Consider the following 22,501-nt stretch of genomic DNA (forward strand, 5'->3'; position numbering starts at 1 on the left):
CCGGAAGCTCATAGCCACGCTGAATCAGCTCATCAAGCATGGCATTGATGAGATCGACTCGCTGCTCAAGAACTACAGCGCAGTCACGTGCGATCTGCTCAGTGACCGCTAGCCCGTCGCTGCTGTAGAAGGGGGTAACCTGCAGGTACTGCCGTACCGCTGCTTGGTGCCGGTAAAGGGTGCGGGGATTGCTATAGCGTGGAGCTATTCGTGCGCCGTAGCGGAGGCATTGCCGGACATGACTGATGAGTTCCTGAGGAAGCTCCTCGAACGGAACGAAATAGTGCAGCTGCTGAAACACCTTTAACTGGATTGCCAGCCCAATCGAGAGCGCTGGACTCTTAGCGGTGTTGTTGACCCATTCGATCTCTGAATCAGACAGGGAATAGCTTCGATGAAGCTCCTTGGCCGGTAGCTGACTGGGCAAGATAGGGTAGGCTGTTCTTTCCACCGATGCCATTGAACACATCCCCCAAGCGAGGCAAAAGCATCAGCATAGACGGCTAGCCAGACGGTGGATGACCAGCAAGCCACGGCCTCTCGAATAACCTTTTAAATCATATATTTACAGAACGAATGTCCTAATTTTTGCCTTATCTCGGCATAACCCCAGATACACCCACGGCCAGCAGTACCGACAACCAGAAAACCGCACCCAGCACAGGCTGCTGTCGCGCGCGCGCAAACCAGAATCGCCAGAGCACCGGATTGGCCTCCGGCGGGCTTGGCTCAATTGGCGGTGGGGCCATGGGTAACCACTCCAAGCAACAATAATTTTGTGGCAAATTCCGCTACGCTAAGGCACAGAGCAAGCCGCTGCCTGATTTACCAGGCCTTTTGGCGAATGCACTACTGCAATGGGCAACAGAGCGGCAGATTGCTGTGGCAGCAAAAGCCTCTAGAAAGCCGCGAGCCACCCTGCCCGGCTTCCGCCATTCAACCAGGTGCCCCGAACGAGGCTACAGCAGTTGACTCCCGGTTACTTCCTGGCTTCGGTGTCCGGTGTTGCAGATCGGCTTAGAAACGCCTGGGTCAACTCCGGAAGATGCTCGCGTAGCCAATCTGCCATGGCTATTTCCTCCGGCAGAATCTGCTCGCACACCTCTTGGGTTTGCGTATCACCCACCTGTTTGGCTGCTTCGATCAGAATGGTATAGGAGGCAATCTCGAGATTTTCGAATACATAGCCACTCATCGCACCCTTTACCACTTCATCTGTCATCATCATGCCACCCATTGCCTGACCGAAGGCCATTAACTTGCCGGTCATATCCTTCAGCGTTGACGGCCTTGCGCCCAGCCGATTCAGACAAGCTTCGAGCAACCTGCGCTGCCCCTGCGTCTCGGTAATGTGTTGCTCGATACGCCTTTTCAGCTTCGGGTAGTGCTCCAACCGCTTGGCCTGCGCTTCAAGCATTTGTTCGGCTTGCTGCTCCATTGCATGGGCATCGCGGAGCCAATCCAGCAGGTGTTCCTCAGCTTTGGTCATGGCGCACCTCCAATAAGTAAGCATTCATCTCTTGGAGGCAAGCAAAAAAATAGAAGTTCAGAGTTTCTCTTGTGGCTGTCGGGCCAACCTCAGATCGCCGTTGCAGCGGCTGGCAAGGTGTCGGGGCGCGGCGTGAAATAGTTGAAACTTCGCGCCGGAACGAAAGCTCAACCGTTCGACGCTGACGACTTTTTGCCGGCATCGCCTTCTACACGACTGATGAGGATCTCGATCATGTTCGTACACAACAAGCGATTGCAATATACCGTTCGGGTGGCTGGTCCCAATCCGGGCTTGGCGAATCTTCTATTGGAGCAGTTTGGCGGCCCGCAGGGCGAACTTGCCGCTGCCATGCGCTATTTCACCCAGGGGCTTGCCGAACTGGACCCCGGCCGTAAGGACCTGTTGATGGATATCGCTACCGAGGAACTCAGCCATCTGGAGATTATTGGCTCGATCGTTGGCATGCTCAACCGCGGCGCCAAAGGCAAATTGGCCGAAGCGGCGGAAGAAGAAGCGGACCTGTATCGCTCTCTTACCGGCGCGGGTAACGACTCCCACATCACCTCCCTGCTCTACGGTGGCGGACCGGCCCTGGTGAACTCCGCCGGCGTACCCTGGACTGCCGCCTACGTCGACAGCATTGGCGAGCCAACGGCCGATCTGCGCTCCAACATCGCCGCCGAGGCGCGGGCCAAGATCGTATACGAACGCTTGATCAATGTGACCGACGACCCTGGTATCCGCGACGCGCTGCAGTTTTTGATGACGCGCGAGTTGGCGCACCAGGTTTCCTTCGAGAAAGCGCTGCACTCAATCCAGCCCAACTTCCCACAGGGCAAGCTGCCGGGTAACCCAAAATACACCCGCACCTACTTCAACCTGTCGCAGGGCGACGAGCCCGCGCCCCGAGGCCCCTGGAACCAAGGTGACGGCTGGGACTACGTGGCTGATCCGCAGCCGGCTATAGATGGCGGCGACGGTTCAGCGTCGGTCGAGCTGCCCAGCGAAGATGAAAACGTGGTACAGGCTCTCAAGCAGCGCACTGCATCCGACCCGGATAGCAACCCCTTGACTGGCGCAGATCTGGGTTCCGGTATGGCCGAGCAAAAGAAGTAACTGTTTGACCTGCGTAAAGCGGAGGGCCAAGGAGGCCCTCCGTCGGCGCGAGTATCCTGAGCATCAGCCAGCCGCGCTTTGTTGTATCCAGTCGCCAAAGGGGTCGTCAATCTGCTCCCAATGTTGCTGACCCAGCTGCATTTCCAGCTCAGTTAGCAGGCAGGCTTCGAGCTCACGGTGTATGCGAGGGATGTCCATGCCCTGGCCAATGAATACCAGCTCCTGACGGCAATCGCCGGCCTGCGGATCCCAGTGCTTCATTATTTCCTGTAGGGTTTCAGCATCCTGGGGCCACTGCTTGCGATCGACGAAGCGCCACCAGCGGCCAGCCAGCCCATAGCGCATCAGGCTTCCGGCCTGCGACCAGCTGCCGGCGACTGTCCATTGGCTGGCCAGCCAGAAGAAGCCTTTTGAGCGCAGCAGCCTGCCGTTACCCCATTCACTGCTGATGAAGTGGTGAAAGCGCTGCGGATGAAAAGGTCTTTGCGCACGATAGACTGTGGAGGCGATACCGTACTCCTCCGTCTCCGGTACGTGCTCTCCGCGCAGTTCCTGTAGCCAGCCGGGCGCCTGGGCAGCGCGGTCAAAATCGAAGCGATGGGTGTCGAGTATCTCGTTCAGCGCTACTTCGCCCATCACCATGGGAATGATGTTGGCGTGGCGGTTCAGGCCGCGCAAGATGGCGGTCAGCTCTTCACGCGCAGCGCTTGAGATCAGATCCGCCTTGCTGATCAGCAGGACGTCGGCAAATTCCACCTGCTCGACCAATAGATCGGTGATCGATCGCTCGTCATCCTCGCCCAGGGTCTCTCCCCTGCTCTGCAGGCTTTCCGAGCGCTGATAGTCCTCCAGAAAGCTCAATCCGTCGACCACGGTCACCATGGTATCGAGCCGGGCGATATCTGCCAGAGCGGTGCCATCTTCATCGCGAAAGGTGAAGGTCTCGGCTACCGGCAGCGGTTCGGAGATGCCGGTGGATTCGATCAGCAGATAATCAAAACGGCCGTCCTTTGCCAGGCGCCCCACTTCTTCGAGCAGATCTTCGCGCAGCGTGCAGCAAATGCAGCCGTTGCTCATCTCCACCAGCTTTTCTTCGGCACGGTTGAGGCTCACATCGCGCTGCACCTCACTACCATCGATGTTGATCTCGCTCATATCGTTGACGATGACCGCAACCTTCAGGCCATCGCGGTTTTTCAATATCTGGTTGAGCAAGGTACTTTTGCCGGCGCCGAGAAAGCCGGATAAAACGGTTACGGGAAGACGGTCAGTCATCAGAATAATCCAGGAGAATCGTTATTGGCTTGATTAAGAGTTATAACATAACATTAAGTGGTTGTTAATGCTTCTGCTGGTGTAGCTCGCGAATGCCGCGAAGCTTCCGCGCAGGAAGATCGCGCACTTGACCGCAGCCAGACCTCTGGGTTACTAGAGAGTCCGCCCGCTTCACAACAACAAGGAAGGCCGATGTACAGCGTTGACGATATTTCCCTGCAAAACTGGCAGATCACCGACTTGCAAACCCGCGTAGCGACGCTCGGCCAGGGCCCGGTTGCGCTGTTCATTCATGGCTGGCCTGAGTGCTGGTATTCCTGGCGCCAACAGATGGTGGCTGTGGCCAATCTGGGCTACACCGCAGTTGCCCCGGACATGCCCGGCTTCGGCGAAACCCAAGCGCTGCCTGCTATCGATGACTATAACGTGGAGCGAATCTGCGCCTTCATGCTGGGGCTGGTCCAACGCGCCAGCGGCGGCAAACCTGTGTTGCTGGTTGGCCATGACTGGGGCGCCATCAACTGCTGGCAGTTCACGCAGCGACATCCGCAGTACGTGGCACGGCTGATCAACATGAGTGTGCCGCTGCGCCCGGTAGCCGATGTGCCGCCGATCGAGTTTTTGCGCGGCTACTTCGGTGAGAACTTTTTCTATCAGATCTACTTTCAGGAGCCAGGCCAGGCCGAAGCCGAGTTCGATGCCAACCCAGAGGGAATCTTGCGGGCGCTATGCTGCTCGCCAGATACTCCGCGCGACCCTCCCCTGCTGGGACGCTCGACGCACGAGGGCGGCGGCTGGATCGACCGTCTGGGCAAACCGCAAGTGCAGCCGCAGTGGCTGTCCGACGAAGACCTGGCCTATTACGTCAATGCCTACCGGCACAGCGGTTTCGCTGGCGGCATCAACTATTACCGCAATCTGGACAGGAACTGGCAGCTGATGCTGCCCTACCGGGATACCGTTATCGGTTGCCCGGTACTCTTCATTGTCGGCACCGGCGACAGCACTATACAGGGAGCCAGTGAGGAGAAACTGCGCGCCATGATGAGTGACCGCGTGCCGCATCTGCAGATCGAGATGCTGCAGGGCAAGGGGCACTGGATCCAAAGTGAAGCAACCGAGGAAGTAAACGCATTGCTGCGAGCCTTTCTGGCTGAATAGCCGTTGCGCACATGACAGGGTCCCGAAGTCCGGGGCCCTGTCATGTGCAACAGTAATTCAGAGCGCGGCGAATAGCGCCTGCGCGGGCAATAGCCGAAAGTCTATCGACATCATGAGGCTTAGCGCGGTGATCGCGATGATCGAGAAGCCGAACAGCTTGCGCGCCCATATCTGATCATCTACTTGCCGTCGATAACCCGAGAGTGCTATTACCAGCCACCAGATGCTCACCAGCAGCGCAATCAGCAGATAGCCGTAACCGGTAAAGCCTGACACTGCCAGCATCAGCGCTGCGGCCGCAAAAGCAATGATGTACCAGACGATATGCTGCTTGGCGACGCGGATGCCTTCCTTGACTGGCAAGACCGGAATCCCGGCGGCGCTGTAGTCATCAAAGCGAAAGATGGCAATGGCGTAGGAGTGCGGCATCTGCCACAGGCAGAAAATCAGCAACAGCAAGGCGGCGCCGGTATCGAACTGCCCGGTTACCGCACAATAGCCCACCACCGGCGGCATGGCACCGGACAGGCTACCCACCAGCGTGCCGTACACCGAGCTGCGCTTGAGCCACAGGCTGTAAAACCCGACATAGATGACAAAGCCGACCGCCGCCAGCGCGGTAGCCAACGGGTTGGTGAACCACCACAGCATGCCGAAGCCGGCAAAGCCCAGGACCGCGCCATGGGTCAGCGCGGCCAACAGCGAAATTTGCCCGGTCACCAGTACCCTGCCCCGGGTACGCTGCATGTGGCGATCGATATCGCGGTCAATGCAATTGTTCATCACGCAACCGCTGGCCACCACCAGCGACAGCCCGATCACGGTAGCCAGCAACAGCACCGGATCGATCTGCCCCTGGGCGGCAAGAAAGTAGCCCCCGGCGACCGCGATGAGGTTGCCGAAAATGATGCCGGGTTTGGTGATCAGCAGGTAGCGTTTCAGCTTCACTTGAACATCCACGGCATCATCAGCATATCGGCATTGACCATGATCCAGATGGCCAGACCCACCAGCATGATGATGATCAGTACGGTGAACAGAAAAGCCACCAGATTCCAGCGACCCTCGGACGAGGTGTTCATGTGTAGAAAGCACACCAGGTGTACCACCACCTGCACCACGCCCATCGCGAGCATGCTGATCAGCGCGGTCTCGCGGCTGAAGTTGCCGCTCATCACCATGGCGAAGGGGATCACCGTGAGGATCACCGACAGCACAAAACCTATCGCGTAAGAGCCGTAGCTGCCGTGACCGGCACCGGCGTCAGTAGATGCATGGCTCATGCGGCCACCCCCATCAGGTAAACAATGGTAAATACGCAAATCCAGACGATGTCGAGGAAGTGCCAGAACAGACTCAGACACATCAGACGCGTATTGTTCTGCGCGGTCAGACCGCGCGTACTGATTTGCGCCATCAGCACCAGCATCCACACCAGACCGGCGGTTACGTGCAGGCCGTGCATACCCACCAGCGTAAAGAAGGAGGACAGAAAGGCACTGCGATCAGGCCCGAAACCCTCGACGATCAGGTGATGGAACTCATTGATCTCCATGCCGATGAAACCGGCACCCAGCACAAAGGTCGCCGCCAGCCAGCCCAGCGCCTGACGCTTGGCACCGCGGTGCGCCGCCAACATCGAGAAACCGTAGGTGCAGCTACTGACCAACAGCAGAAAGGTTTCGCCCAGCACGTAGGGCAGTTCAAAAATCTCCTTACCGCTGGGCCCACCAGCGGTGTGATTGACCAACACCGCATAGGTTGCGAAAACGCTGGCGAAGAGGATGCAGTCGGTCATCAGGTACAGCCAGAAACCGAATACGGTATTGCCGCCGCTGTCGTGCGCGTGTTCATGGTCATGCGCTGCGGCGTGATAGGAATGCATAACGTCCGTCGTCATGGATTAAACCTGCTCTGCAAGTGAATGAGTGGACTGGGCACGGTGGTGGGCGGCAAAGCGTGCATGGTGGCGATTTTCGATGCGCTCGATTTCTTCCGGCTGCACGTAATAGTCCACATCCTGGTTGTAGCTGCGCAGTACAAAGGCCACGACCATGCCGATAAAGCTGAGGCCGGCCATCCACCAGATATGCCAGACCATGGCAAAGCCGAAGACCGCACCCAACAGCCCGATCACCACGCCAGCAGCGGTGTTCTTTGGCATGTGAATAGGGCTGAAGGTGTCCGGGCGGTCGTACGCGGTGCCCTCTTCCTTCATCGCGTAGAAAGCGTCGATGCTGTGCACAGTGGGAAGTTCGGCAAAGTTGTAGAACGGTGGTGGCGAACTGGTCGACCACTCCAGTGTACGGCCGCCCCAGGGGTCGCCGGTCAGGTCGCGCAGTTGCTCGCGATTCTTGAAGCTGACGATCAACTGGGCGATCTGGAAGCCAATGCCACAGAGAATCAGCGCAGCGCCGCAGAATGCAACGATCAGGTAGGGCTGCCACAGGGGGTTGTCGTAGTGATTCAAGCGGCGCGTCATGCCCATGAAGCCCAATACATAGAGCGGCATGAAGGCGACAAAGAAGCCACTGAACCAGCACCAGAAGGCGCCCTTGCCCAAGCGTTCGTCGAGCTTGAAGCCAAAGGCCTTGGGGAACCAGAACGTGAGGCCGGCCAGGTAACCGAATACCGCACCGCCAATAATGGTGTTATGGAAGTGCGCGATCAGAAACAGGCTGTTGTGCAGCACATAGTCGGCGCCGGGCACCGCCAGCAGCACGCCGGTCATTCCACCAATGGTGAAGGTGATCATGAAGCCCAGGGTCCAGAGCACCGGGGTGGTGAACTGCACGCGGCCGCGGAACATGGTGAACAACCAGCTGAACAGCTTAACCCCGGTGGGCACCGAGATGATCATGGTCGCCACACCGAAGAAGGCGTTGACGTTGGCACCTGAGCCCATGGTGAAGAAGTGATGCAACCAGACCACAAAGCCCAGCAGGGTAATGGCGCCGCTGGCCCAGACCATTGAGGTATAACCAAACAGCTTCTTGCCTGAAAACGTGGATATCACCTCAGAAAATATACCGAACGCTGGCAGAATCAGGATGTACACCTCGGGGTGACCCCAGGCCCAGAACAGGTTGATGTACATCATGGCGTTGCCGCCAAGCTCGTTGGTAAAAAAATGCATGTCCAGATAGCGATCCAGCGTCAGCAACCCCAGGGTTGCGGTGAGGATCGGAAAGGACGCCACAATCAGAATATTGGTAAAGGTGCAGGCCCAGGTAAAGATCGGCATCTTCATCAACGTCATGCCGGGCGTGCGCATCTTGAACACGGTCACCAGGAAGTTGACACCGGTCAGCAGCGTGCCCAGCCCGGATAACTGCAAGGCCCAGATGTAATAGTCGACCCCCACGCCCGGACTGTAGCCAAGCTCGGCCAGCGGCGGATAGGCCACCCAGCCGGTGCGCGCGAACTCCCCTACTCCCAGCGACACGTTGACCAGAATCGCACCGGCAGCAAACAGCCAGAAGCTCAGCGAGTTGAGGAACGGAAAGGCCACATCGCGGGCGCCGATCTGCAAGGGTACCGCAATGTTCATCAGGCCGACCATGAACGGCATGGCCATGAAGATGATCATGATCACACCGTGGGCGGTGAAGATCTGATCGTAATGTTCCGGCGGCAGAAAGCCCTGGGAGGCGCCTTCAGCCATGGCGAGCTGGCCGCGCATCATGATGGCGTCGGCAAAGCCGCGCAGCAGCATGATGAGCGCGACCAGAATGTACATCACGCCAATCTTCTTGTGGTCGACCGAGGTCAGCCATTCAGTCCACAGATAGCCCCACTGGCGGTAGTAGGTAATGGCAGCCGCCACCGCCAACCCCAGTACCGCCACCACGGCAAGCGTGACCATGATGATGGGTTCGTGAAAGGGCACAGCGTCCAGAGTAAGTTTGCCGAACATCTTAATGAGACTCCTCGGTATGGGCATGCATGGTCATGCCGGCCATGGCCGCATCAGCGTGCGCAGGATGCTGCATTGCGTGATGTCCGCCGTGGGCGTACTGCATGAGAATGTGCTGATAGAGCGTGGGGCTGACACTGCCGAAATAGCGCACCGGGTTGGCCGTGCTGGGCTCAGCCAGCGCCGGATAGGTGGCGACATCGAGAGATTCGGGCGTAGCGCGGACCTTGGCGATCCAGTCCTTGAAGCCCTGTTCCGAGGTGGCAATGGCCTGGAACTTCATATCGGAAAAGCCTTCGCCGCTGAGGTTTGCCGAGATGCCATCGTAGCTGCCCTCATGGTTGGCAATCAGGTGCAGCTTGGTCTGCATGCCGGCCATCGAGTAGATCTGGCTACCCAGCTGCGGAATGAAAAAGGAGTTCATTGCCGACTGCGAGGTGATTTTGAAATTGACCGGTGTGTCCGTCGGAAAGGCAATCTCGTTGACCGTGGCAATGCCCTGCTCGGGGTAGATGAACAGCCATTTCCAGTCCAGCGACACCACCTGAATCTCAATGGGCTTGACGTCGGAGTCGAGCGGCCGATAAGGGTCCAGCTCGTGGGTGCTGGTCCAGGTAATGGTGCCGAGTATGGCGACGATGACGCAGGGCACCAGCCAGACCACCAGTTCAATACGGTTGGAGTGTGCCCAGTCCGGCCGGTAGGTCGCGGCGGTATTGCTGGCGCGATATTTCCAGGCGAATGCCAGGGTCATCACTATCACTGGAATGACCACGATCAGCATCAGCAGCGTAGCGGTGATGATCAGCGACTTCTCGTCCATGCCGATCTGGCCCTTGGGGTCCAGTAGCACCATCTTGCAACCGCCCAGTAGCAGCAAGGGTAGCCAGGTCAGTTTTTTCAGGTATCCAGAGAACTGCTCTATTTTCATGTTGCGGCCTTGTTGAATGAACTGACGCCGCGCCGCGAGCCGGGCGACGGCGCCGATATATCGCCCGCTGCTATCGGACGATGCTTGAAAGGATCCGCCGTAAAATCCAGGCGCGCCGGAATACGCGACTATCGCTACGGCGACATCGATTCGTCTGCTGTTGGAATCTTTGTTAGTCAGCATGAATACTGCTGCGCACTGTCCTGACGGGCGCTCGTCACTAACGGTTTGGCGGGAGCAGCATTGCTGCCACGCGGTGGACCAGTCGGCCCGCATACAGGAGTACAATCTGTTGCGGTCAGCATCCCTTTGGCTTGGCGCCAGGCTGACTCAAGGCGAAGTTATTACAAGATATTTCACGAATTACTGCAAACTCAAGAAGGCTCTGAGATGGGCTTTTCAACCCGTCAGCCGGGGCTTCTCGGGGTCAGGCGGCAGCGCTGCCAGGCAACCCCGCCCCGCGTAAAAGCGCCGAATTTGCTGGTCTGCAGCCATGCACAAGGCGAAGAGGAAATGTACTGGACCCGCCCGCGACATCGTGCGACCACATGTCGCGTCGGTATTCGGCACATAAGGTGGTTTATTGATCCAGATCACAACCTGTACAGGCGCAAACTGCTAAAGCTGCCCGCAGGCGAGGCCTGTTGGGCTCGGCAATTGCAAACTCCACTTTGAGGTAGCAGAGGTATTTATGGTCGATGCAGCACCACCGCTCTTTGGCACGGCCGACGCGTCCTATCGGGCCGCCGGGGAGCTGGCAGGGATTCGCCGTCTGGTAGCCGATTTCTATCAGATCATGGATAGCTGGCCGCAGGCGGCCACGATCAGAAGCATGCACAAGCCCGACCTCAGCAGTTCTGAAGACAAGCTTGCCTGTTTCCTGTCGGGCTGGCTGGGTGGACCGCGTCTGTATCAGGAACGCTACGGCTCGATCAGCATTCCCGGTTTCCATGCGCAATGGCCGGTCGACATCCACGCGCGAGATGCGTGGCTGGGCTGCATGCAACAAGCAATCGAGCGACAGCCCTACAGCGTGGAGTTCAAGCGCTATTTGCTGGCACAGCTGAGCATCCCCGCCAACCGGGTGGTCCAGGCCAGTCAGGCGCGCCAACAGGCGGCGCAGTAGCTATGAGTGGTTATGCTGCGGTTAAAGCGGCTTGTGCCAGAACAGGGCCTTGCCCATTGCCGGGTCGAGCTCATAAGGCGCAAAACCGAGCGCGCGATAAGCTGACTGCGCCAGTGTATTGCCTTCCAGTACCTCCAGGGTGAGTTTGGCGCAGCCGCGTTCAAGCGCCTGAGCCGCGACGGCTTCGAGCATGCGTCGGCTAACGCCGCAGCCACGCCATTGGCCCTCGACAATTACGTCATGAATATTCAACAAAGGGCGGCAATCAAATGTAGAAAAGCCTTCAAAACAATTCACCAGCCCGATGTATTCGTTGTCTTTTTTAGCCAGTATCCCAAGATAGTCCGAGCGCTTTGCGAGCGCGTCAGGCAAGGCTTCACGCACTTCTTCGGTCAATGCTTCAGCGCCGCCCATGGGATCTAGCGCGTAGCTGTTGAGCAACGTCACCAGGGCCATTCGATGCTCGGAAACGGTCAGATCAATCGATACTATCTCTATGTTTTCTATCACTATTTACTCCTGTCCGGCTTGCAGCTGTGCTTTCAGGCCGCTCAATTGCTGGTTGCCCGGCGATAACACCAGACCCGCCTGTATCACTTCAAGTGCCTTGCCACGCTGCCCCACGGAATTCAGTGCTACTGCGAATACGTAGCGATAGCGCTGGTTGCCCGGCTCTAGCGCCACGGCCTTGCCCAACGGCGCCAGCGCCTGTTCTACCTGTTTTTGCCGCACCTGCAGCAACCCGAGACTGAAATGCACCGAAGCAGCCTGCGGAATACGCTGCAGTGCGGTAGCCAGCAGCCTTTGTGCTTCAGGATCGCGCAGCGAGGAGCGATACAAATCGGCAAGGTTGATGTACGCCGCCTCAAAATAGGGATCAAGCTGCAGCGCCTGCCGATAGCTCTCCTCGGCCAAGGCTATCTCGTTGCGCGCCTGGTGGTAGCTCGCCAGGTTGAGCAACGCCGATGGGTTGTCAGCATTGCTCTTCTGCACCGCAAGATATTCATCGAGCACCTGCTGCAACAAGGCGCGTTTGTCTTCCGGTGCCTGCTCGGGCGGTATGTCCAGTAACTGCCCCACTGCCTGTATGCGCACGCTGCGAATGGGATCATTCAGTAGCGGTGAGGCCAGTTGCCAGCGGGTGATCGGCGGCAAGGGCGTTATCGCTTCCAGCGCGCCCAGTCGCACCTGTGGGCTGTCGTCGCGCAGCGCCAAGGCGATATCGCCGAGCACTTCCGGCTGCGGCCAGTTCTGCAGCAGACTGGCGGCAGTGGCGCGGGCAATCGCCGGCTGAGACTCGTTGCTCAGCAGATCCAGCAGCGCCTGGGGTGATTGCAGAGTGCCGTTGCGCGCGTCATGCAGGGTCTGGGCATATTGCTGGTGTCCCTGCGGCACATGGCCGTACCACTTTTCCACCTGGTCGGCAGCCCATTGCGCGCTCTGGTCTTCATGGCAGCCGTTGCAGGCGTTGGGCACACCCAGGGTTACGCTCTGGTCCGGGCGTGGAATGCGCAGGCTATGGTCGCGCCGCGGATCGACGCCCATGTAGGTGGTGGCCGGCATATGGCAATCCACACACTGTGAACCGACAGTGGTCTCATGGAAATGATGTTTCGGCGTTTGATACTGGTCGGCCACGTGGCACTGCAGACACACGCCGTTGCCTGGGGCGCGCAGCTCCAGACTGTGGGGGTCGTGACAATCGCTGCAGGTCACACCGGCATCGTACATCTTGCTCTGAACGAATGAGCCGTGCACAAAAACCTCGTCCTGAATCTGCCCGTCGGCGTGATACAAACCCTGGTCCAGATTGGCGAGCAGATAGCTTTCCACCAGTTGCTGCGCCGGTGTGTTGTCATCAAACAGCTGGGCGCGGCGTGAGTGGCAGCCTGCGCAGGCCTGAATCTCCGTCTCGGCGGTCTTGGCCACGCTGCGTTCGGGCTGTCGCGTTTGCGGACTGAGTTGCCAGATAGCGTTGCGGCGCTCGTCGAAATTCAGCGTCAGCCCCTTGCGGCTTAGCTGTTCGGCGCTGAGCCCGCCAGCATCGGCGGCCCATTTCAGATGCAAGGAACCGGGTCCGTGGCAAGCCTCACAGGCGACGTCGATATCGTCCCATTGTGTGTTGTAACTGGTGCTGACCGGATCGTAATTGCGCTGCAAGTTGGTGGAATGGCATTCGGCGCAAGTCAGGTTCCAGTTGAAGTGGCGCCCGGTCCAGTGGAACGCCTTGTCGGCTTCATCGCCGTTGAATTCGGGATTGAGCTGAAACCAGCGCTGCCCCCCCTCCTCCTTTGGACGCGCGTCCCAGGCGACGCTGAACGCCTGATAGCGCCCGCCGGGCAAGGCCAGCAGATACTGCTGCAACGGGTAAACGCCAAAGGTATAGCGAGCAATGTAATCCTGATAAGCGCCCTGATCATCGGCGGTACTGACCATGAAATCAGCGCCACGACGAAAGAACCTGGTGGTCACGCCACCGAACTCGAACACGGCATCATCGAAATCGCCCAGCACGCTGTTTTCGGTGCTTTCCTGCATGGCCAGGTCATGGTGCGAGCCAGTAAAGCGCTCGGCCTGCTCGGCATGACAACCTACGCAGTTCTGCATACCGATAAACTCTGCGGTGGGCTCGTTCTGCTCTGCCGCCGCTGGCTGCGGCATGGCTGAAAGCTTGGCTGGATCGGGAGCGGCAGCAGCGGGCGATACTTCACTGCGCTGGGTGGCAGGGTTTGCGCTTTGCTGAGTCCACCACCAACCTGCCACTGCAACCAGCAGCAAGCCAAACGCAAGCACCAGATAAAGGCCGCTGGTCCTCCGCCTGACAGGATCAGCTTGCGTTCTCTTGCCAGTCTCGTCGTTGCGTGTTGCTTTATTGTTCTGCTTGCTGGGCATTGCTTGTTATACCTTGTTTCGTCCTGAACCAAATTCCGCGTCGCGCTGATGATGCTTCAATCTGGCCTGCTGAGCCGCGTGCCCAAAGTGTGGCTCTGCCCCGGCTGAATTTGCCGAGCATCCGGGCCGGCATTGGCTGCTTCTATGCACAACATTCCCAGATACCCCTCTGCCGGGAACTCGCTCAGACGCAGGCTTTTCGCTTGCCAGGGGTTCCATACCACCACTGACTCGCTGCCGCGGCGCTCGACAACCACCGGGTAACGCGAGTCATGCAGCCGAACTGACGCTGCGTGGCCATGGTAGATACGGTCAAGCTCGCCAGTAAAGTCTATATCGCCGGTCTGACTCTTTTGCTTCCAGCCATCGACTGCATCAATGTAAGCGGCTTGATCCAACCCGCTGATGCGCACCCGGTGAATATCACTCACCGGCAGGTAAGTATGTAGCGCCTGGGTCAGTCTCATCGGCTGCTGGCCCGCGTTGGTGGTAGTCAGTCGCACATCAATTGCCGAATTCAGGCGGTACTCCACATGGACCTGCCAGGGCTCATCAGGCAGTGCCTCGGCAATCCGTTCAGGCGGCAGGTCAAATCGCAGGTAAACGCCCTGCTCGTCCTCGGTTGCCGCGGTCAATTGCCAGAGCAAGCGCCGGGCGATGCCATGCGCGCCAGTTGGACGATCGCCACCAAACCAGGGCCAGCACAGCGGAATGCCACCGCGCAGCGCCTTGCCGGGAAGTTGCGGATCATCCGGGCTGACCCACAGCAGAGGCCGTTGCCCGGCAGGAACACACTGCAGCAGGTGGGCTCCCTCCAGGGCTATGCGCGCCTCCACAGCCGGGTGTTGGATATCAATGAAGGCCTTGCCAGCGGGGTTGGAAGTGTGGCGCATGCAATCAGGCAACACAGTCGACATGATGGAAATCCCTGGTCCAAAAAAGCGACGTTAACACGCCGGAAGCGACAGTAGTTCGACGCGGTTGCGGCCCGCCCCTTTGGCGCGATAGGCGGCCTTGTCGGCCTGCGACATCAGTTGTTCAAGGCTCGCCTGCCCATTGTCTGAAGCCGTCACGCCAAAACTGCAACTAACGCTGATATGCTTGCCCTGATGCACGATATCCAGCTGCGCTATAGCCTGCCGCATGCGCTCGGCCATTCGGCACGCTGCCTCAGCATTGGCTCCGGGTAGTAATAGCGCAAATTCTTCACCGCCGATACGCGCCAGCGTATCACCGGCGCGCACTTGCGCGCTGGCTGCCTGAGCCAGATGCCTGAGCACGATATCGCCGCCGGCATGCCCATGATTATCATTGATGCTTTTGAAATGATCGGCATCAAACACCACTACCGCAACCGCGTGCTGCAGCCGGTTCGCCTGCGCCACTGCGCTGTGGCCCGCAGCAATAAACGCCCGGCGGTTGAACAGGCCCGTGAGCTCATCCTGGTGTGCCAGTTCCTCAGCGCGGCGCTTGGCGGCCTTGAGCTCGGCTTGCGTGTCCTTGAGCTCGGTTATGTCGGTGGCGATCTCCATCCGTACGAGCCGCCCATCCGGCCACTGGATGGCCTGATCCCGGCACTGGTACCAGCGCTGGGTTACGGTATTGCGAAATTCCCAGACATGAACCCCCGCCGCAGCGCCCCCGGCGTCCAGCAGTCTGGCGTTGGTGCAGAAGCTGCAAGGACCGGTCTGTCCCTGCTGCAGCACCTGCCAACACTTGCGCTTGTTCGGTACGCCCCAGTACTGCCTGCCGTAGGCATTGAGGAATATCAATTCGTGAGTCTGCATGTCAGCGACATAGACAAGTGCATCCAGGCTATCGAGAACGGTATCTACGGCCTGCTGACTGACCGGCTGAGTTTGCTCACCGGGGGTGATATTGAACGGCATGGTACACCTGTTGCGCGTGGCCTGGTTCGGCGTGTCGCAACATCCAGCCGGATAGCCGCGCTTCGCCCACAGGGTTGCTTGCATTATCGGCCTTGCGGCAGATAGCTTGAAGGTAGATTTTCGTCGATGTGTTGGCTTCGCTGGCCTGGCGATATATGACATCATGTTGCAGTTATACACCCATTCTATTCGTCGCCAGGGGAGCTCCGTCACGTTCCATACGTGCAGAGCTGAGAATCCGTTGCTCATTGAGCACTAAACCCTGGAACCTGATCCGGATAATACCGGCGGAGGAAGCGCGACATGTCTTACCTGAGTCTGGCCGCCGTCGTGGCGGCGTTGTTGCTGTTCGTCTGGGTCGGCCTGCGCGCAAGGCGGCCGGAGAGCGGCCTGGATGACTATATTACGGCCCGCAACAGTCAAGGGGCGCAGGCCCTGGGGCTGTCATTTCTGGCTTCGGGAATGGGTGGCTGGATACTCTTCGCGCCGCCGGAAGTAGGTGCTCTGGTCGGGCCTGTGGGTCTGGCCGGCTATGCGCTAGGCGCCGCCCTGCCCTTTATCGTTCTGGCGTTCTGCGGCCCGGCGATTCGCCGCGCGTTACCGCAAGGTCGCAGTATTGGCGAGTTTGCCCAGAGTTGCTTTGGTGGTGGCGTGCGCCGCTGGGTAGCGCTGATCTCACTGTTGTACATGAGTTGCTTTCTGATCGCCGAATTGACTGCCATTGGCGCTATCACCAGTATGCTTTCGGACATCAACCCCGCACAGGTGATTGTCGGTGTGGCATTGGCCACCCTGGCTTACACCGTAGGCGGCGGACTGCGTGCCAGTCTGGTGACCGACCGTTGGCAGGCATGGTTGCTATTGGGACTGATTTTTCTGGTGGGTTATGTGGCGCTGCAGCGATTGCCCGAGATGGATGTCAGCGCTCCCGTTCCTGGAATTCCTACCGACGCGGCCTTCGGGGTCGCGTTGACACTGGTCATCGCGGTGACGGCCGCCAACCTGTTTCATCAGGGTTACTGGCAGCGGGTCTGGGCGGCGCAGGACGCTGGCGCACTGGGCAAGGGCGCTCTGCTGGGCGGCGCGGTCACAGTGTTGGTGGTTGCCATGGTGGGCGGCATGGCGATATTGACGGTCATGAGCGGCGCGGACATAGGCTCGCCGCCCATTCCCTTTTTCGCCATGTTGAACAATGCACCGGCTTGGCTCAACCTGCTGGCCCTGCTGCTGGCCATGACCTTGGTCGCTTCGTCGGTAGACACGCTGCAGAACGCCATTGCTTCACTGGCGGTAACCGAGAAAAAAGGCTTGTCGCTGACAGCTGCGCGCGTGTTTACGGTGCTCTTGATGGTGCCGGTGGTACTGATCGCCTTGCAGGGGATCTCGGTGCTGCGCCTGTTTCTGATTGCAGACCTGCTGTGCGCAACGGCGGTAGTGCCGGTGCTGATGGGGTTGTGGTCGAGGATGACGCCGGCTGCGGCTATCGCCGGAGCTCTGGCGGGCCTGATAGGTGCTCTGCTGCCCGGTTGGTTCAGTACTGGCAGTTTGTTGCAGGGACTGTTGATTGCCAGCTTTCCCGGCGGGGTGCCCAGCCTGGGGCCATTTTTGGGCGCTTTGCTGGCCTCGGCTCTGGTGAGTCTGGCGGTCGCCTTGCTGATACCGCGCAATCAGCAGCTGCATTCAACTGGCTGATTTGCCAGGCCGTGGCATGAGCCACGGCCTGGGCGAGCATGTGTCAGCCAGTCATTTTCAACCCTAACACTCCCAAGGTTATCAGGCCCAGACTGGCAAGGCGCAGCAGGCTCATGCTGTCTCCCAACAGCAGCCCCAGCACGGCAGTACCGAGCATGCCGATGCCGACCCATACGGCGTAGGCCGTGCTCATTGGCAGTGTTTTCATCGCCACGCCCAGCAGTGCAAAGCTGATCAGTAGCGCGCTCAAGGTCAGCAGGCTTGGCCACAGACGACTAAAGCCGTCGGTGTACTTCAGACCCACGGCCCAGCCAACCTCGAAAATACCCGCCAAAAACAGAATAACCCAGGCCATGACTAGCCCCCTTCTTGCTGGCGGGGTCGTCCCCGATAACGGAAGTGGGCAGCAGGGTCGTCCCTGCCGGGTAACGCCTGCAGCCTAGCACGCGGCCAAGCCGAGGTGAACGTGCAGCCGGATTAGCGCGTGGTCAACCGTCTCAACTTGCCACCGTGGCCGGCATCACTTGGCGGATATCGATACTGCCGAGGCAACCCTTGCTTCGCTTGGCGGTTCAATCAGCCAGAGTACAAACAACGCCAGGGCAGGCATTGCGGCGCCTATGAGCGCAGCCACGAGCCAACCACCGTGGGTATAACCCCAGACTCCCACTACGCTGCCGATGGCTCCGCCGATGAAAAAAGTCGCCATATACAGGCCGTTCAGGCGACTGCGCAAATCGGCACTCAGGCCGTAGATCGCACGTTGCCCCAATACCACATTGCCAGAGACGCCAAAGTCGAGCAGCACGGCAGCGGCCACCAGTACGGCGAGGGACGCGGTTGAACCCAGGGGCAGCACCAAGGTAGCGAGGACGGAAAAAATTGCCAGCAACATGGCTGCGATAGTGGCCACCCGGGTCCACCCGGCATCCGCCACGCGGCCCGCCAGAGGGGCTGATATCGCACCCGCCACCCCGGCGAGCGCAAAGAGCGCGATATCCGATTGCGACAGGTTGAAAGCCGGCCCAGCCAGCACCAAGGGTGTGGTTGTCCAGAAGAGACTGAAAGCGCCAAACATCATCGCCTGATAGAACGCGCGGCGCTGCAGCACCGGGGTGCTGAGCGCCAGGGTGCCCATTGAGCGCAGAAGCTCAGCATAACTCAAGACTGAACTGGGCCTGCGCACCGGCAACATCCAGCGCATGGCGAGCCCCAGCACGCCCATCACTGCAGCGGAGAATATAAAGACCGCGTGCCAGTCATACAGCTCGGCCAGGAAACTGGCGACGGGTCGCGACAACATGATGCCAAACATCAAGCCGCTCATCACGTTGCCCACCACCTTGCCGCGGGTCTGTTCGCTGGCCAGGTGCGCTGCCAGCGGCACTATTACCTGTACCGCTACCGCACCGACACCAATCAACACTGACGCGGCAAGAAAGATCAGCGCGCTGTTGGCCAGCGCAGCTCCGATCACTGCCACTACGGTCAAGACAAGCATAATAAGGATCAGCTTGCGATTCTCGATCAGATCAGCCAGTGGCACAACCAACAACAGACCGAGGACATAACCGATCTGCGTCAGGGTGACTATCAGCCCGGCTGACTCCGGCGCCATGCCCAGCGCCTGGCTGATCGGACCAGCCAGAGGCTGTGAGTAATAAAGGTTGGCTACCAGGAAGCCACAACACAAAGCCAGGAAAAAAGTCATCCCGGCAGAGATGTGACGTTCAAATTGCGGCAAAGACATGCGGGCTCCTGAAAAGCGATAACCAATAAAGAGGCCTATTAACGCATAGTTGTTCGATATTAGCCGAACTAATATAGCAAGGCAGGGTGCAAATATTGCTTACCGGCGGGGAACACACCGGGCGCTGCGGGCCTATCAAACTGCGAGAGAACAACAGCCAGGGATCATCCCATACTCATCTTGAGAGCTGTCATTTTCTGCTCGTCGCTGAGGCTGTCATCGTCCAGCGCCTTGGCGAGACTCATGTAGGCGCTGGTCAGCGCGCTCATCAGACCACTGATCTGCTGTTGCAACTGTCGAAGCTGATCAGGGTCCGCGTTCGGCCCTTGCAGCGCCGCCAACTCTGCCTGTTTCTCGGCGATCTGCGCTCTGAGTTCACGTATCTGTTCCAGCAGTTTGCGGATATGCGTGGGTAGGTCGGCGGATTCGGTTTGAGCGCTTTCGGCACTGCTTTGCGCACGCGAAGAAAGGGTCACCACTATACCCTCAGCAGCCTCGCGCACGCTCGGCGGCGACTCCCCGACTGGCGGCGACTGGGGCGCGGCCACGGCTGGCTGTCGAGACGCCACCATTGCAGGCACGGAAGTGGAGTCGATGCGCATAACAGCAACCAGAAAGTGGGTTTATGCGTTTGTATCGGCCTGTTGGCGCAGTACTTGAGCCAAGGTAGTTTTGACGCCTCCCGCCAGAACCCTTATATTGCTGCCCGCTGTGCAAAACAGCTTCGTTCTCGGGGCGGGGTGCAATTCCCCACCGGCGGTGATGGGACCAGGTCCCCAGCCCGCGAGCGCTCAGGCGGCTGTTTCTGCGCCTGAGGTCCAGCAGATCTGGTGAGACTCCAGAGCCGACGGTGATAGTCCGGATAAGAGAGAACGCGTCAGTAGCGGTGGCAATGCGTTGATTCGCGTGGCCCTGCCCTGCCCGTTCGCCCTGATTCACCTTTGTCCAGGATGTAACTGATGAATCAGAGCTCGACGAATTTCACTTTTGACCGCCGCAATCAGCGGGTGGCCTTTATCCATGCCTCCTGGCACGCAGAGATCGTCCTGCGTTGCCTGGAAGGTTTCAAGAATCAGTGGCAGCAGCGTGGCTACGATCTCGAGCAGATCGACGTCATTGCGGTTCCTGGCGCTTACGAGATCCCGTTGCAAGCCAAGCTGATGGCAAAAAGCGGCCGTTATAGCGCCATTGCCTGTAGTGGCCTGGTGGTGGACGGCGGTATTTACCGGCACGACTTTGTCGCCAATGCCGTCATCTCCGGATTGATGCAGGTACAGCTGGAAACGGAAGTGCCCGTACTGACGGCGGTGCTCACCCCACATCATTTCCATGAGCATGATGAGCACCAGCAATATTACAGCCGTCACTTCGTGCAGAAAGGCGAAGAGCTGGCCGCTGCCGCAGACGGCGCCATAGCGCTCACATTGGCAAACAAGGCCGCCTGACTGTCAGCCTGCCGGTATCAGCTGCCTTCGATACGAAAGCCCACTTTCAGCACGACCTGATAGTGGGCGACCTTGCCGTCGACCACATGCCCCCGGGTTTCCGATACCTCGAACCACTCAACGTGCTTGACGTTCTTGCTGCACTCGGCAATGGCCACCTGAATGGCATCATCGATGCTTTTGGCGGATGAGCCTACCACTTCGACTTTCTTGTATACGTGATGGTTTGACATTGCATTCTCCATTTGGCTTGTGTGTCCACAGTACGGCTGACAGTTGCCAACGCCGAGGGTTCAGCCGGATTCTTTTCAGTGTAGAGCAACTACCGGCAGCCGCGCGTTGCAATATGTGGCGTGAGCCCTATAATCTCAAATGCAAATCAGTATCATTAATTGACACACTTGACTAACACAGGGAGTACTACATGGCCGTGCGTTTTCCTCTGCAGGCGCTTGCGCTGGCAATATCAACCACTTTTCTTCTCAGCGCGTGCAGCGACGAGGAAAAATCTGCTCAGTCCGCTGCTCCGGAACAGAACGCCGCGGCCCCTGAAGTGGCTGAAACCGCTCCAGCCTCTGACGAAGCCGCGCCCAGTAGCGACGTTTCTGCGGTAGCCCCTGAAGCCGTAGTAAGTCATTACGCTGACCTGGCTCACGCCACCTATGAAGATGCGCTCAACACTGCCAAGGCACTGGATGAAGCTGTCGACGCCTTGATTGCCAACCCCACGACAGAAACGCTGGAAGCTGCCAAGCAAGCCTGGCTCGCCGCGCGCGTACCCTATCAGCAGTCCGAAGTCTTCCGCTTTGGCAACGCAGTAGTGGACGACTGGGAAGGCCAGCTCAACGCCTGGCCGCTGGACGAAGGTCTGATCGACTACGTCAAGACAGACGGTTACCAGCACGCCCTGGGCAACGATGGCGCCAATGCCAACATTATCGCCAGCACCGAGCTGACGATCGGCGGCGAAACCATGGACCTCAGTACCCTCACTCCCGAGCTGCTTGCCAGCCTGAACGAAGTGGGTGGCTCTGAGGCCAACGTTGCAACCGGCTATCACGCCATCGAATTTCTGCTCTGGGGCCAGGACCTGAATGGCTTTGAAGCGGGTGCTGGCGAACGTCCGGCTACCGACTACGCCAAAGGTGACGACTGCACCAACGGCCATTGTGACCGCCGTGCAGCCTACCTGGATGCGGTTACCGATCTGCTGGTAACCGATCTGCAGTGGATGGTCGGGCAATGGGCGGCCGACACTGAAGGCAATTATCGCGCCGAGTTCGTTGCAATGGAGCCGCAATCGGCCTACCAGAAAATGCTCTTCGGCATGGGTTCGCTGTCGCTGGGTGAGCTGGCTGGTGAGCGCATGAAGGTGGCGCTGGAAGCCAACTCCTATGAAGACGAGCACGATTGCTTCAGCGACAACACGCACAACTCGCATTATTACAACGCCCAGGGCATCATGAATGTCTATACCGGCACCTACCAGCGCGCCGACGGCAGCGAACTGGATGGCCCTTCCCTGTCTGATCTGGTGGCGGCGCAAAATCCCGAGCTGAACAACACCCTTATAGCGCAGCTGGATGCCAGCATGGCCGCCTTGGGTGAAATGAAGAGTACTGCCGAAGCCGCGGAAAACCCCGTCAAATTCGACATGATGATTGCGCCCGACAATGCTGAAGGTGCGCAAACCATCAACAACGCCATCGCGGCGCTGGTTGAGCAAACCGGTTCCATCGAGCAAGTCGCAGCAACAGTGGGTGTCGATTCCCTCAAGCCCGACGACGCTGGCCACAACTTCTAAGCCAAATGTCGT

22 protein-coding genes and 1 riboswitch are annotated in these 22,501 nt (G+C 58.9%); of the genes, 6 read left to right on the forward strand and 16 right to left on the reverse strand.

Annotated features, from left to right (window positions below; all coding sequences use genetic code 11):
• A partial coding sequence (locus V7756_RS02810) for a DUF4158 domain-containing protein (RefSeq protein WP_335608646.1) occupies positions 1 to 460 on the reverse strand: 460 nt, incomplete at its 3' end.
• Positions 461 to 979: 519 nt separating this feature from the next.
• Positions 980 to 1,489, reverse strand: coding sequence for a ferritin-like domain-containing protein (locus V7756_RS02815; RefSeq protein ID WP_335608647.1), 510 nt, complete (start codon positions 1,487 to 1,489; stop codon positions 980 to 982).
• A 234-nt stretch (positions 1,490 to 1,723) separates the two neighbouring features.
• Between V7756_RS02815 and V7756_RS02820 the strand changes: the two genes are divergently transcribed.
• Positions 1,724 to 2,608 (forward strand): manganese catalase family protein, encoded by an 885-nt coding sequence (locus tag V7756_RS02820; protein ID WP_335608648.1) that lies wholly within the window; start codon positions 1,724 to 1,726, stop codon positions 2,606 to 2,608.
• Positions 2,609 to 2,671: 63 nt separating this feature from the next.
• Here V7756_RS02820 and zigA read toward each other — a convergent pair whose 3' ends face one another.
• Positions 2,672 to 3,883: a zinc metallochaperone GTPase ZigA gene (zigA, locus tag V7756_RS02825; protein ID WP_335608649.1), complete on the reverse strand. Its 1,212-nt coding sequence runs from the start codon at positions 3,881 to 3,883 to the stop codon at positions 2,672 to 2,674.
• A gap of 192 nt (positions 3,884 to 4,075) precedes the next feature.
• Here zigA and V7756_RS02830 point away from each other — a divergent pair, with 192 nt between their 5' ends.
• Entirely contained in the window at positions 4,076 to 5,044 is a 969-nt protein-coding gene (locus tag V7756_RS02830; RefSeq protein WP_335608650.1) for an alpha/beta fold hydrolase, read from the forward strand.
• A gap of 57 nt (positions 5,045 to 5,101) precedes the next feature.
• Here V7756_RS02830 and cyoE read toward each other — a convergent pair whose 3' ends face one another.
• Genes cyoE through cyoA form a run of 5 tightly spaced genes read right to left on the reverse strand, consistent with a single transcriptional unit; the run spans position 5,102 to position 9,891 of the window.
• Complete coding sequence (cyoE, locus tag V7756_RS02835) at positions 5,102 to 5,992, reverse strand: heme o synthase (RefSeq protein ID WP_335608651.1); 891 nt, start codon at positions 5,990 to 5,992, stop codon at positions 5,102 to 5,104.
• A complete protein-coding gene (locus V7756_RS02840; protein ID WP_335608652.1) occupies positions 5,989 to 6,327 on the reverse strand; it encodes a cytochrome o ubiquinol oxidase subunit IV in 339 nt (112 codons plus the stop codon). Before V7756_RS02840 ends, cyoE begins: the two co-directional genes overlap by 4 nt.
• Positions 6,324 to 6,944, reverse strand: coding sequence for a cytochrome o ubiquinol oxidase subunit III (locus V7756_RS02845; RefSeq protein WP_335608653.1), 621 nt, complete (start codon positions 6,942 to 6,944; stop codon positions 6,324 to 6,326). Before V7756_RS02845 ends, V7756_RS02840 begins: the two co-directional genes overlap by 4 nt.
• Before the next feature lie 3 nt (positions 6,945 to 6,947).
• Positions 6,948 to 8,960 (reverse strand): cytochrome o ubiquinol oxidase subunit I, encoded by a 2,013-nt coding sequence (gene cyoB / locus V7756_RS02850; RefSeq protein WP_335608654.1) that lies wholly within the window; start codon positions 8,958 to 8,960, stop codon positions 6,948 to 6,950.
• 1 nt (position 8,961) lies between these two features.
• The gene (cyoA, locus tag V7756_RS02855) at positions 8,962 to 9,891 is read right to left on the reverse strand and encodes a ubiquinol oxidase subunit II (RefSeq protein WP_442908950.1); all 930 of its coding nucleotides are present in this window, start codon (positions 9,889 to 9,891) and stop codon (positions 8,962 to 8,964) included.
• 691 nt (positions 9,892 to 10,582) lie between these two features.
• Between cyoA and V7756_RS02860 the strand changes: the two genes are divergently transcribed.
• On the forward strand, positions 10,583 to 11,017 hold the full coding sequence (locus V7756_RS02860) for a group II truncated hemoglobin (protein ID WP_335608655.1): 435 nt from the start codon (positions 10,583 to 10,585) through the stop codon (positions 11,015 to 11,017).
• Between the two features lie 21 nt (positions 11,018 to 11,038).
• Here V7756_RS02860 and V7756_RS02865 read toward each other — a convergent pair whose 3' ends face one another.
• The 4 genes from V7756_RS02865 to V7756_RS02880 form a co-directional block, all read right to left on the reverse strand.
• A complete protein-coding gene (locus V7756_RS02865; RefSeq protein WP_442908951.1) occupies positions 11,039 to 11,524 on the reverse strand; it encodes a GNAT family N-acetyltransferase in 486 nt (161 codons plus the stop codon).
• 6 nt (positions 11,525 to 11,530) lie between these two features.
• Complete coding sequence (locus tag V7756_RS02870; protein WP_335608656.1) at positions 11,531 to 13,678, reverse strand: ammonia-forming cytochrome c nitrite reductase subunit c552; 2,148 nt, start codon at positions 13,676 to 13,678, stop codon at positions 11,531 to 11,533.
• A gap of 287 nt (positions 13,679 to 13,965) precedes the next feature.
• The gene (locus tag V7756_RS02875; RefSeq protein ID WP_335608657.1) at positions 13,966 to 14,826 is read right to left on the reverse strand and encodes a D-hexose-6-phosphate mutarotase; all 861 of its coding nucleotides are present in this window, start codon (positions 14,824 to 14,826) and stop codon (positions 13,966 to 13,968) included.
• A 30-nt stretch (positions 14,827 to 14,856) separates the two neighbouring features.
• Positions 14,857 to 15,798, reverse strand: coding sequence for a GGDEF domain-containing protein (locus V7756_RS02880; RefSeq protein ID WP_335608658.1), 942 nt, complete (start codon positions 15,796 to 15,798; stop codon positions 14,857 to 14,859).
• A 303-nt stretch (positions 15,799 to 16,101) separates the two neighbouring features.
• Here V7756_RS02880 and V7756_RS02885 point away from each other — a divergent pair, with 303 nt between their 5' ends.
• Positions 16,102 to 17,490, forward strand: coding sequence for a sodium:solute symporter family transporter (locus tag V7756_RS02885; RefSeq protein WP_335608659.1), 1,389 nt, complete (start codon positions 16,102 to 16,104; stop codon positions 17,488 to 17,490).
• Positions 17,491 to 17,533: 43 nt separating this feature from the next.
• On the opposite strand, the gene sugE is transcribed toward V7756_RS02885, so the two are convergent.
• From sugE to V7756_RS02900, 3 genes are all read right to left on the reverse strand, one after another.
• Positions 17,534 to 17,845 (reverse strand): quaternary ammonium compound efflux SMR transporter SugE, encoded by a 312-nt coding sequence (gene sugE, locus V7756_RS02890; protein WP_335608660.1) that lies wholly within the window; start codon positions 17,843 to 17,845, stop codon positions 17,534 to 17,536.
• 165 nt (positions 17,846 to 18,010) lie between these two features.
• Positions 18,011 to 19,240 (reverse strand): MFS transporter, encoded by a 1,230-nt coding sequence (locus tag V7756_RS02895; RefSeq protein ID WP_335608661.1) that lies wholly within the window; start codon positions 19,238 to 19,240, stop codon positions 18,011 to 18,013.
• A gap of 164 nt (positions 19,241 to 19,404) precedes the next feature.
• Positions 19,405 to 19,842, reverse strand: coding sequence for a hypothetical protein (locus V7756_RS02900; RefSeq protein ID WP_335608662.1), 438 nt, complete (start codon positions 19,840 to 19,842; stop codon positions 19,405 to 19,407).
• A gap of 120 nt (positions 19,843 to 19,962) precedes the next feature.
• Positions 19,963 to 20,118: riboswitch (FMN riboswitch) on the forward strand.
• 81 nt (positions 20,119 to 20,199) lie between these two features.
• Between V7756_RS02900 and V7756_RS02905 the strand changes: the two genes are divergently transcribed.
• Positions 20,200 to 20,685 carry a 6,7-dimethyl-8-ribityllumazine synthase gene (locus V7756_RS02905; protein WP_335608663.1) on the forward strand — a complete coding sequence of 162 codons (486 nt, stop codon included), beginning with the start codon at positions 20,200 to 20,202 and terminating at the stop codon, positions 20,683 to 20,685.
• 17 nt (positions 20,686 to 20,702) lie between these two features.
• Here the strand turns inward: V7756_RS02905 and V7756_RS02910 are convergent, their stop codons facing one another.
• Positions 20,703 to 20,918, reverse strand: a complete 216-nt coding sequence (locus tag V7756_RS02910) for a dodecin (RefSeq protein WP_335608664.1) — start codon at positions 20,916 to 20,918, stop codon at positions 20,703 to 20,705.
• Positions 20,919 to 21,109: 191 nt separating this feature from the next.
• Between V7756_RS02910 and V7756_RS02915 the strand changes: the two genes are divergently transcribed.
• Positions 21,110 to 22,489 (forward strand): imelysin family protein, encoded by a 1,380-nt coding sequence (locus tag V7756_RS02915; protein ID WP_335608665.1) that lies wholly within the window; start codon positions 21,110 to 21,112, stop codon positions 22,487 to 22,489.
• Positions 22,490 to 22,501: the final 12 nt, after the last annotated feature.

Origin of the sequence: Halopseudomonas sp. (assembly GCF_036961105.1) — a bacterium.
Taxonomy (GTDB): Bacteria; Pseudomonadota; Gammaproteobacteria; order Pseudomonadales; family Pseudomonadaceae; genus Halopseudomonas.

What these genes read in the sequence shown, in the direction of transcription:
- V7756_RS02845 (WP_335608653.1), bottom strand. Translation starts at nt 6,944, where the DNA reads ATGACGACGGACGTTATGCATTCCTATCACGCCGCAGCGCATGACCAT.
- V7756_RS02860 (WP_335608655.1), top strand. Translation starts at nt 10,583, where the DNA reads ATGGTCGATGCAGCACCACCGCTCTTTGGCACGGCCGACGCGTCCTAT.
- V7756_RS02895 (WP_335608661.1), bottom strand. Translation starts at nt 19,240, where the DNA reads ATGTCTTTGCCGCAATTTGAACGTCACATCTCTGCCGGGATGACTTTT.
- cyoA (WP_442908950.1), bottom strand. Translation starts at nt 9,891, where the DNA reads ATGAAAATAGAGCAGTTCTCTGGATACCTGAAAAAACTGACCTGGCTA.
- V7756_RS02905 (WP_335608663.1), top strand. Translation starts at nt 20,200, where the DNA reads ATGAATCAGAGCTCGACGAATTTCACTTTTGACCGCCGCAATCAGCGG.
- sugE (WP_335608660.1), bottom strand. Translation starts at nt 17,845, where the DNA reads ATGGCCTGGGTTATTCTGTTTTTGGCGGGTATTTTCGAGGTTGGCTGG.
- V7756_RS02840 (WP_335608652.1), bottom strand. Translation starts at nt 6,327, where the DNA reads ATGAGCCATGCATCTACTGACGCCGGTGCCGGTCACGGCAGCTACGGC.
- V7756_RS02870 (WP_335608656.1), bottom strand. Translation starts at nt 13,678, where the DNA reads ATGCCGCAGCCAGCGGCGGCAGAGCAGAACGAGCCCACCGCAGAGTTT.
- V7756_RS02880 (WP_335608658.1), bottom strand. Translation starts at nt 15,798, where the DNA reads ATGCCGTTCAATATCACCCCCGGTGAGCAAACTCAGCCGGTCAGTCAG.
- V7756_RS02875 (WP_335608657.1), bottom strand. Translation starts at nt 14,826, where the DNA reads ATGTCGACTGTGTTGCCTGATTGCATGCGCCACACTTCCAACCCCGCT.
- cyoB (WP_335608654.1), bottom strand. Translation starts at nt 8,960, where the DNA reads ATGTTCGGCAAACTTACTCTGGACGCTGTGCCCTTTCACGAACCCATC.
- V7756_RS02910 (WP_335608664.1), bottom strand. Translation starts at nt 20,918, where the DNA reads ATGTCAAACCATCACGTATACAAGAAAGTCGAAGTGGTAGGCTCATCC.
- V7756_RS02820 (WP_335608648.1), top strand. Translation starts at nt 1,724, where the DNA reads ATGTTCGTACACAACAAGCGATTGCAATATACCGTTCGGGTGGCTGGT.
- V7756_RS02885 (WP_335608659.1), top strand. Translation starts at nt 16,102, where the DNA reads ATGTCTTACCTGAGTCTGGCCGCCGTCGTGGCGGCGTTGTTGCTGTTC.
- V7756_RS02915 (WP_335608665.1), top strand. Translation starts at nt 21,110, where the DNA reads ATGGCCGTGCGTTTTCCTCTGCAGGCGCTTGCGCTGGCAATATCAACC.
- V7756_RS02815 (WP_335608647.1), bottom strand. Translation starts at nt 1,489, where the DNA reads ATGACCAAAGCTGAGGAACACCTGCTGGATTGGCTCCGCGATGCCCAT.
- V7756_RS02830 (WP_335608650.1), top strand. Translation starts at nt 4,076, where the DNA reads ATGTACAGCGTTGACGATATTTCCCTGCAAAACTGGCAGATCACCGAC.
- V7756_RS02900 (WP_335608662.1), bottom strand. Translation starts at nt 19,842, where the DNA reads ATGCGCATCGACTCCACTTCCGTGCCTGCAATGGTGGCGTCTCGACAG.
- zigA (WP_335608649.1), bottom strand. Translation starts at nt 3,883, where the DNA reads ATGACTGACCGTCTTCCCGTAACCGTTTTATCCGGCTTTCTCGGCGCC.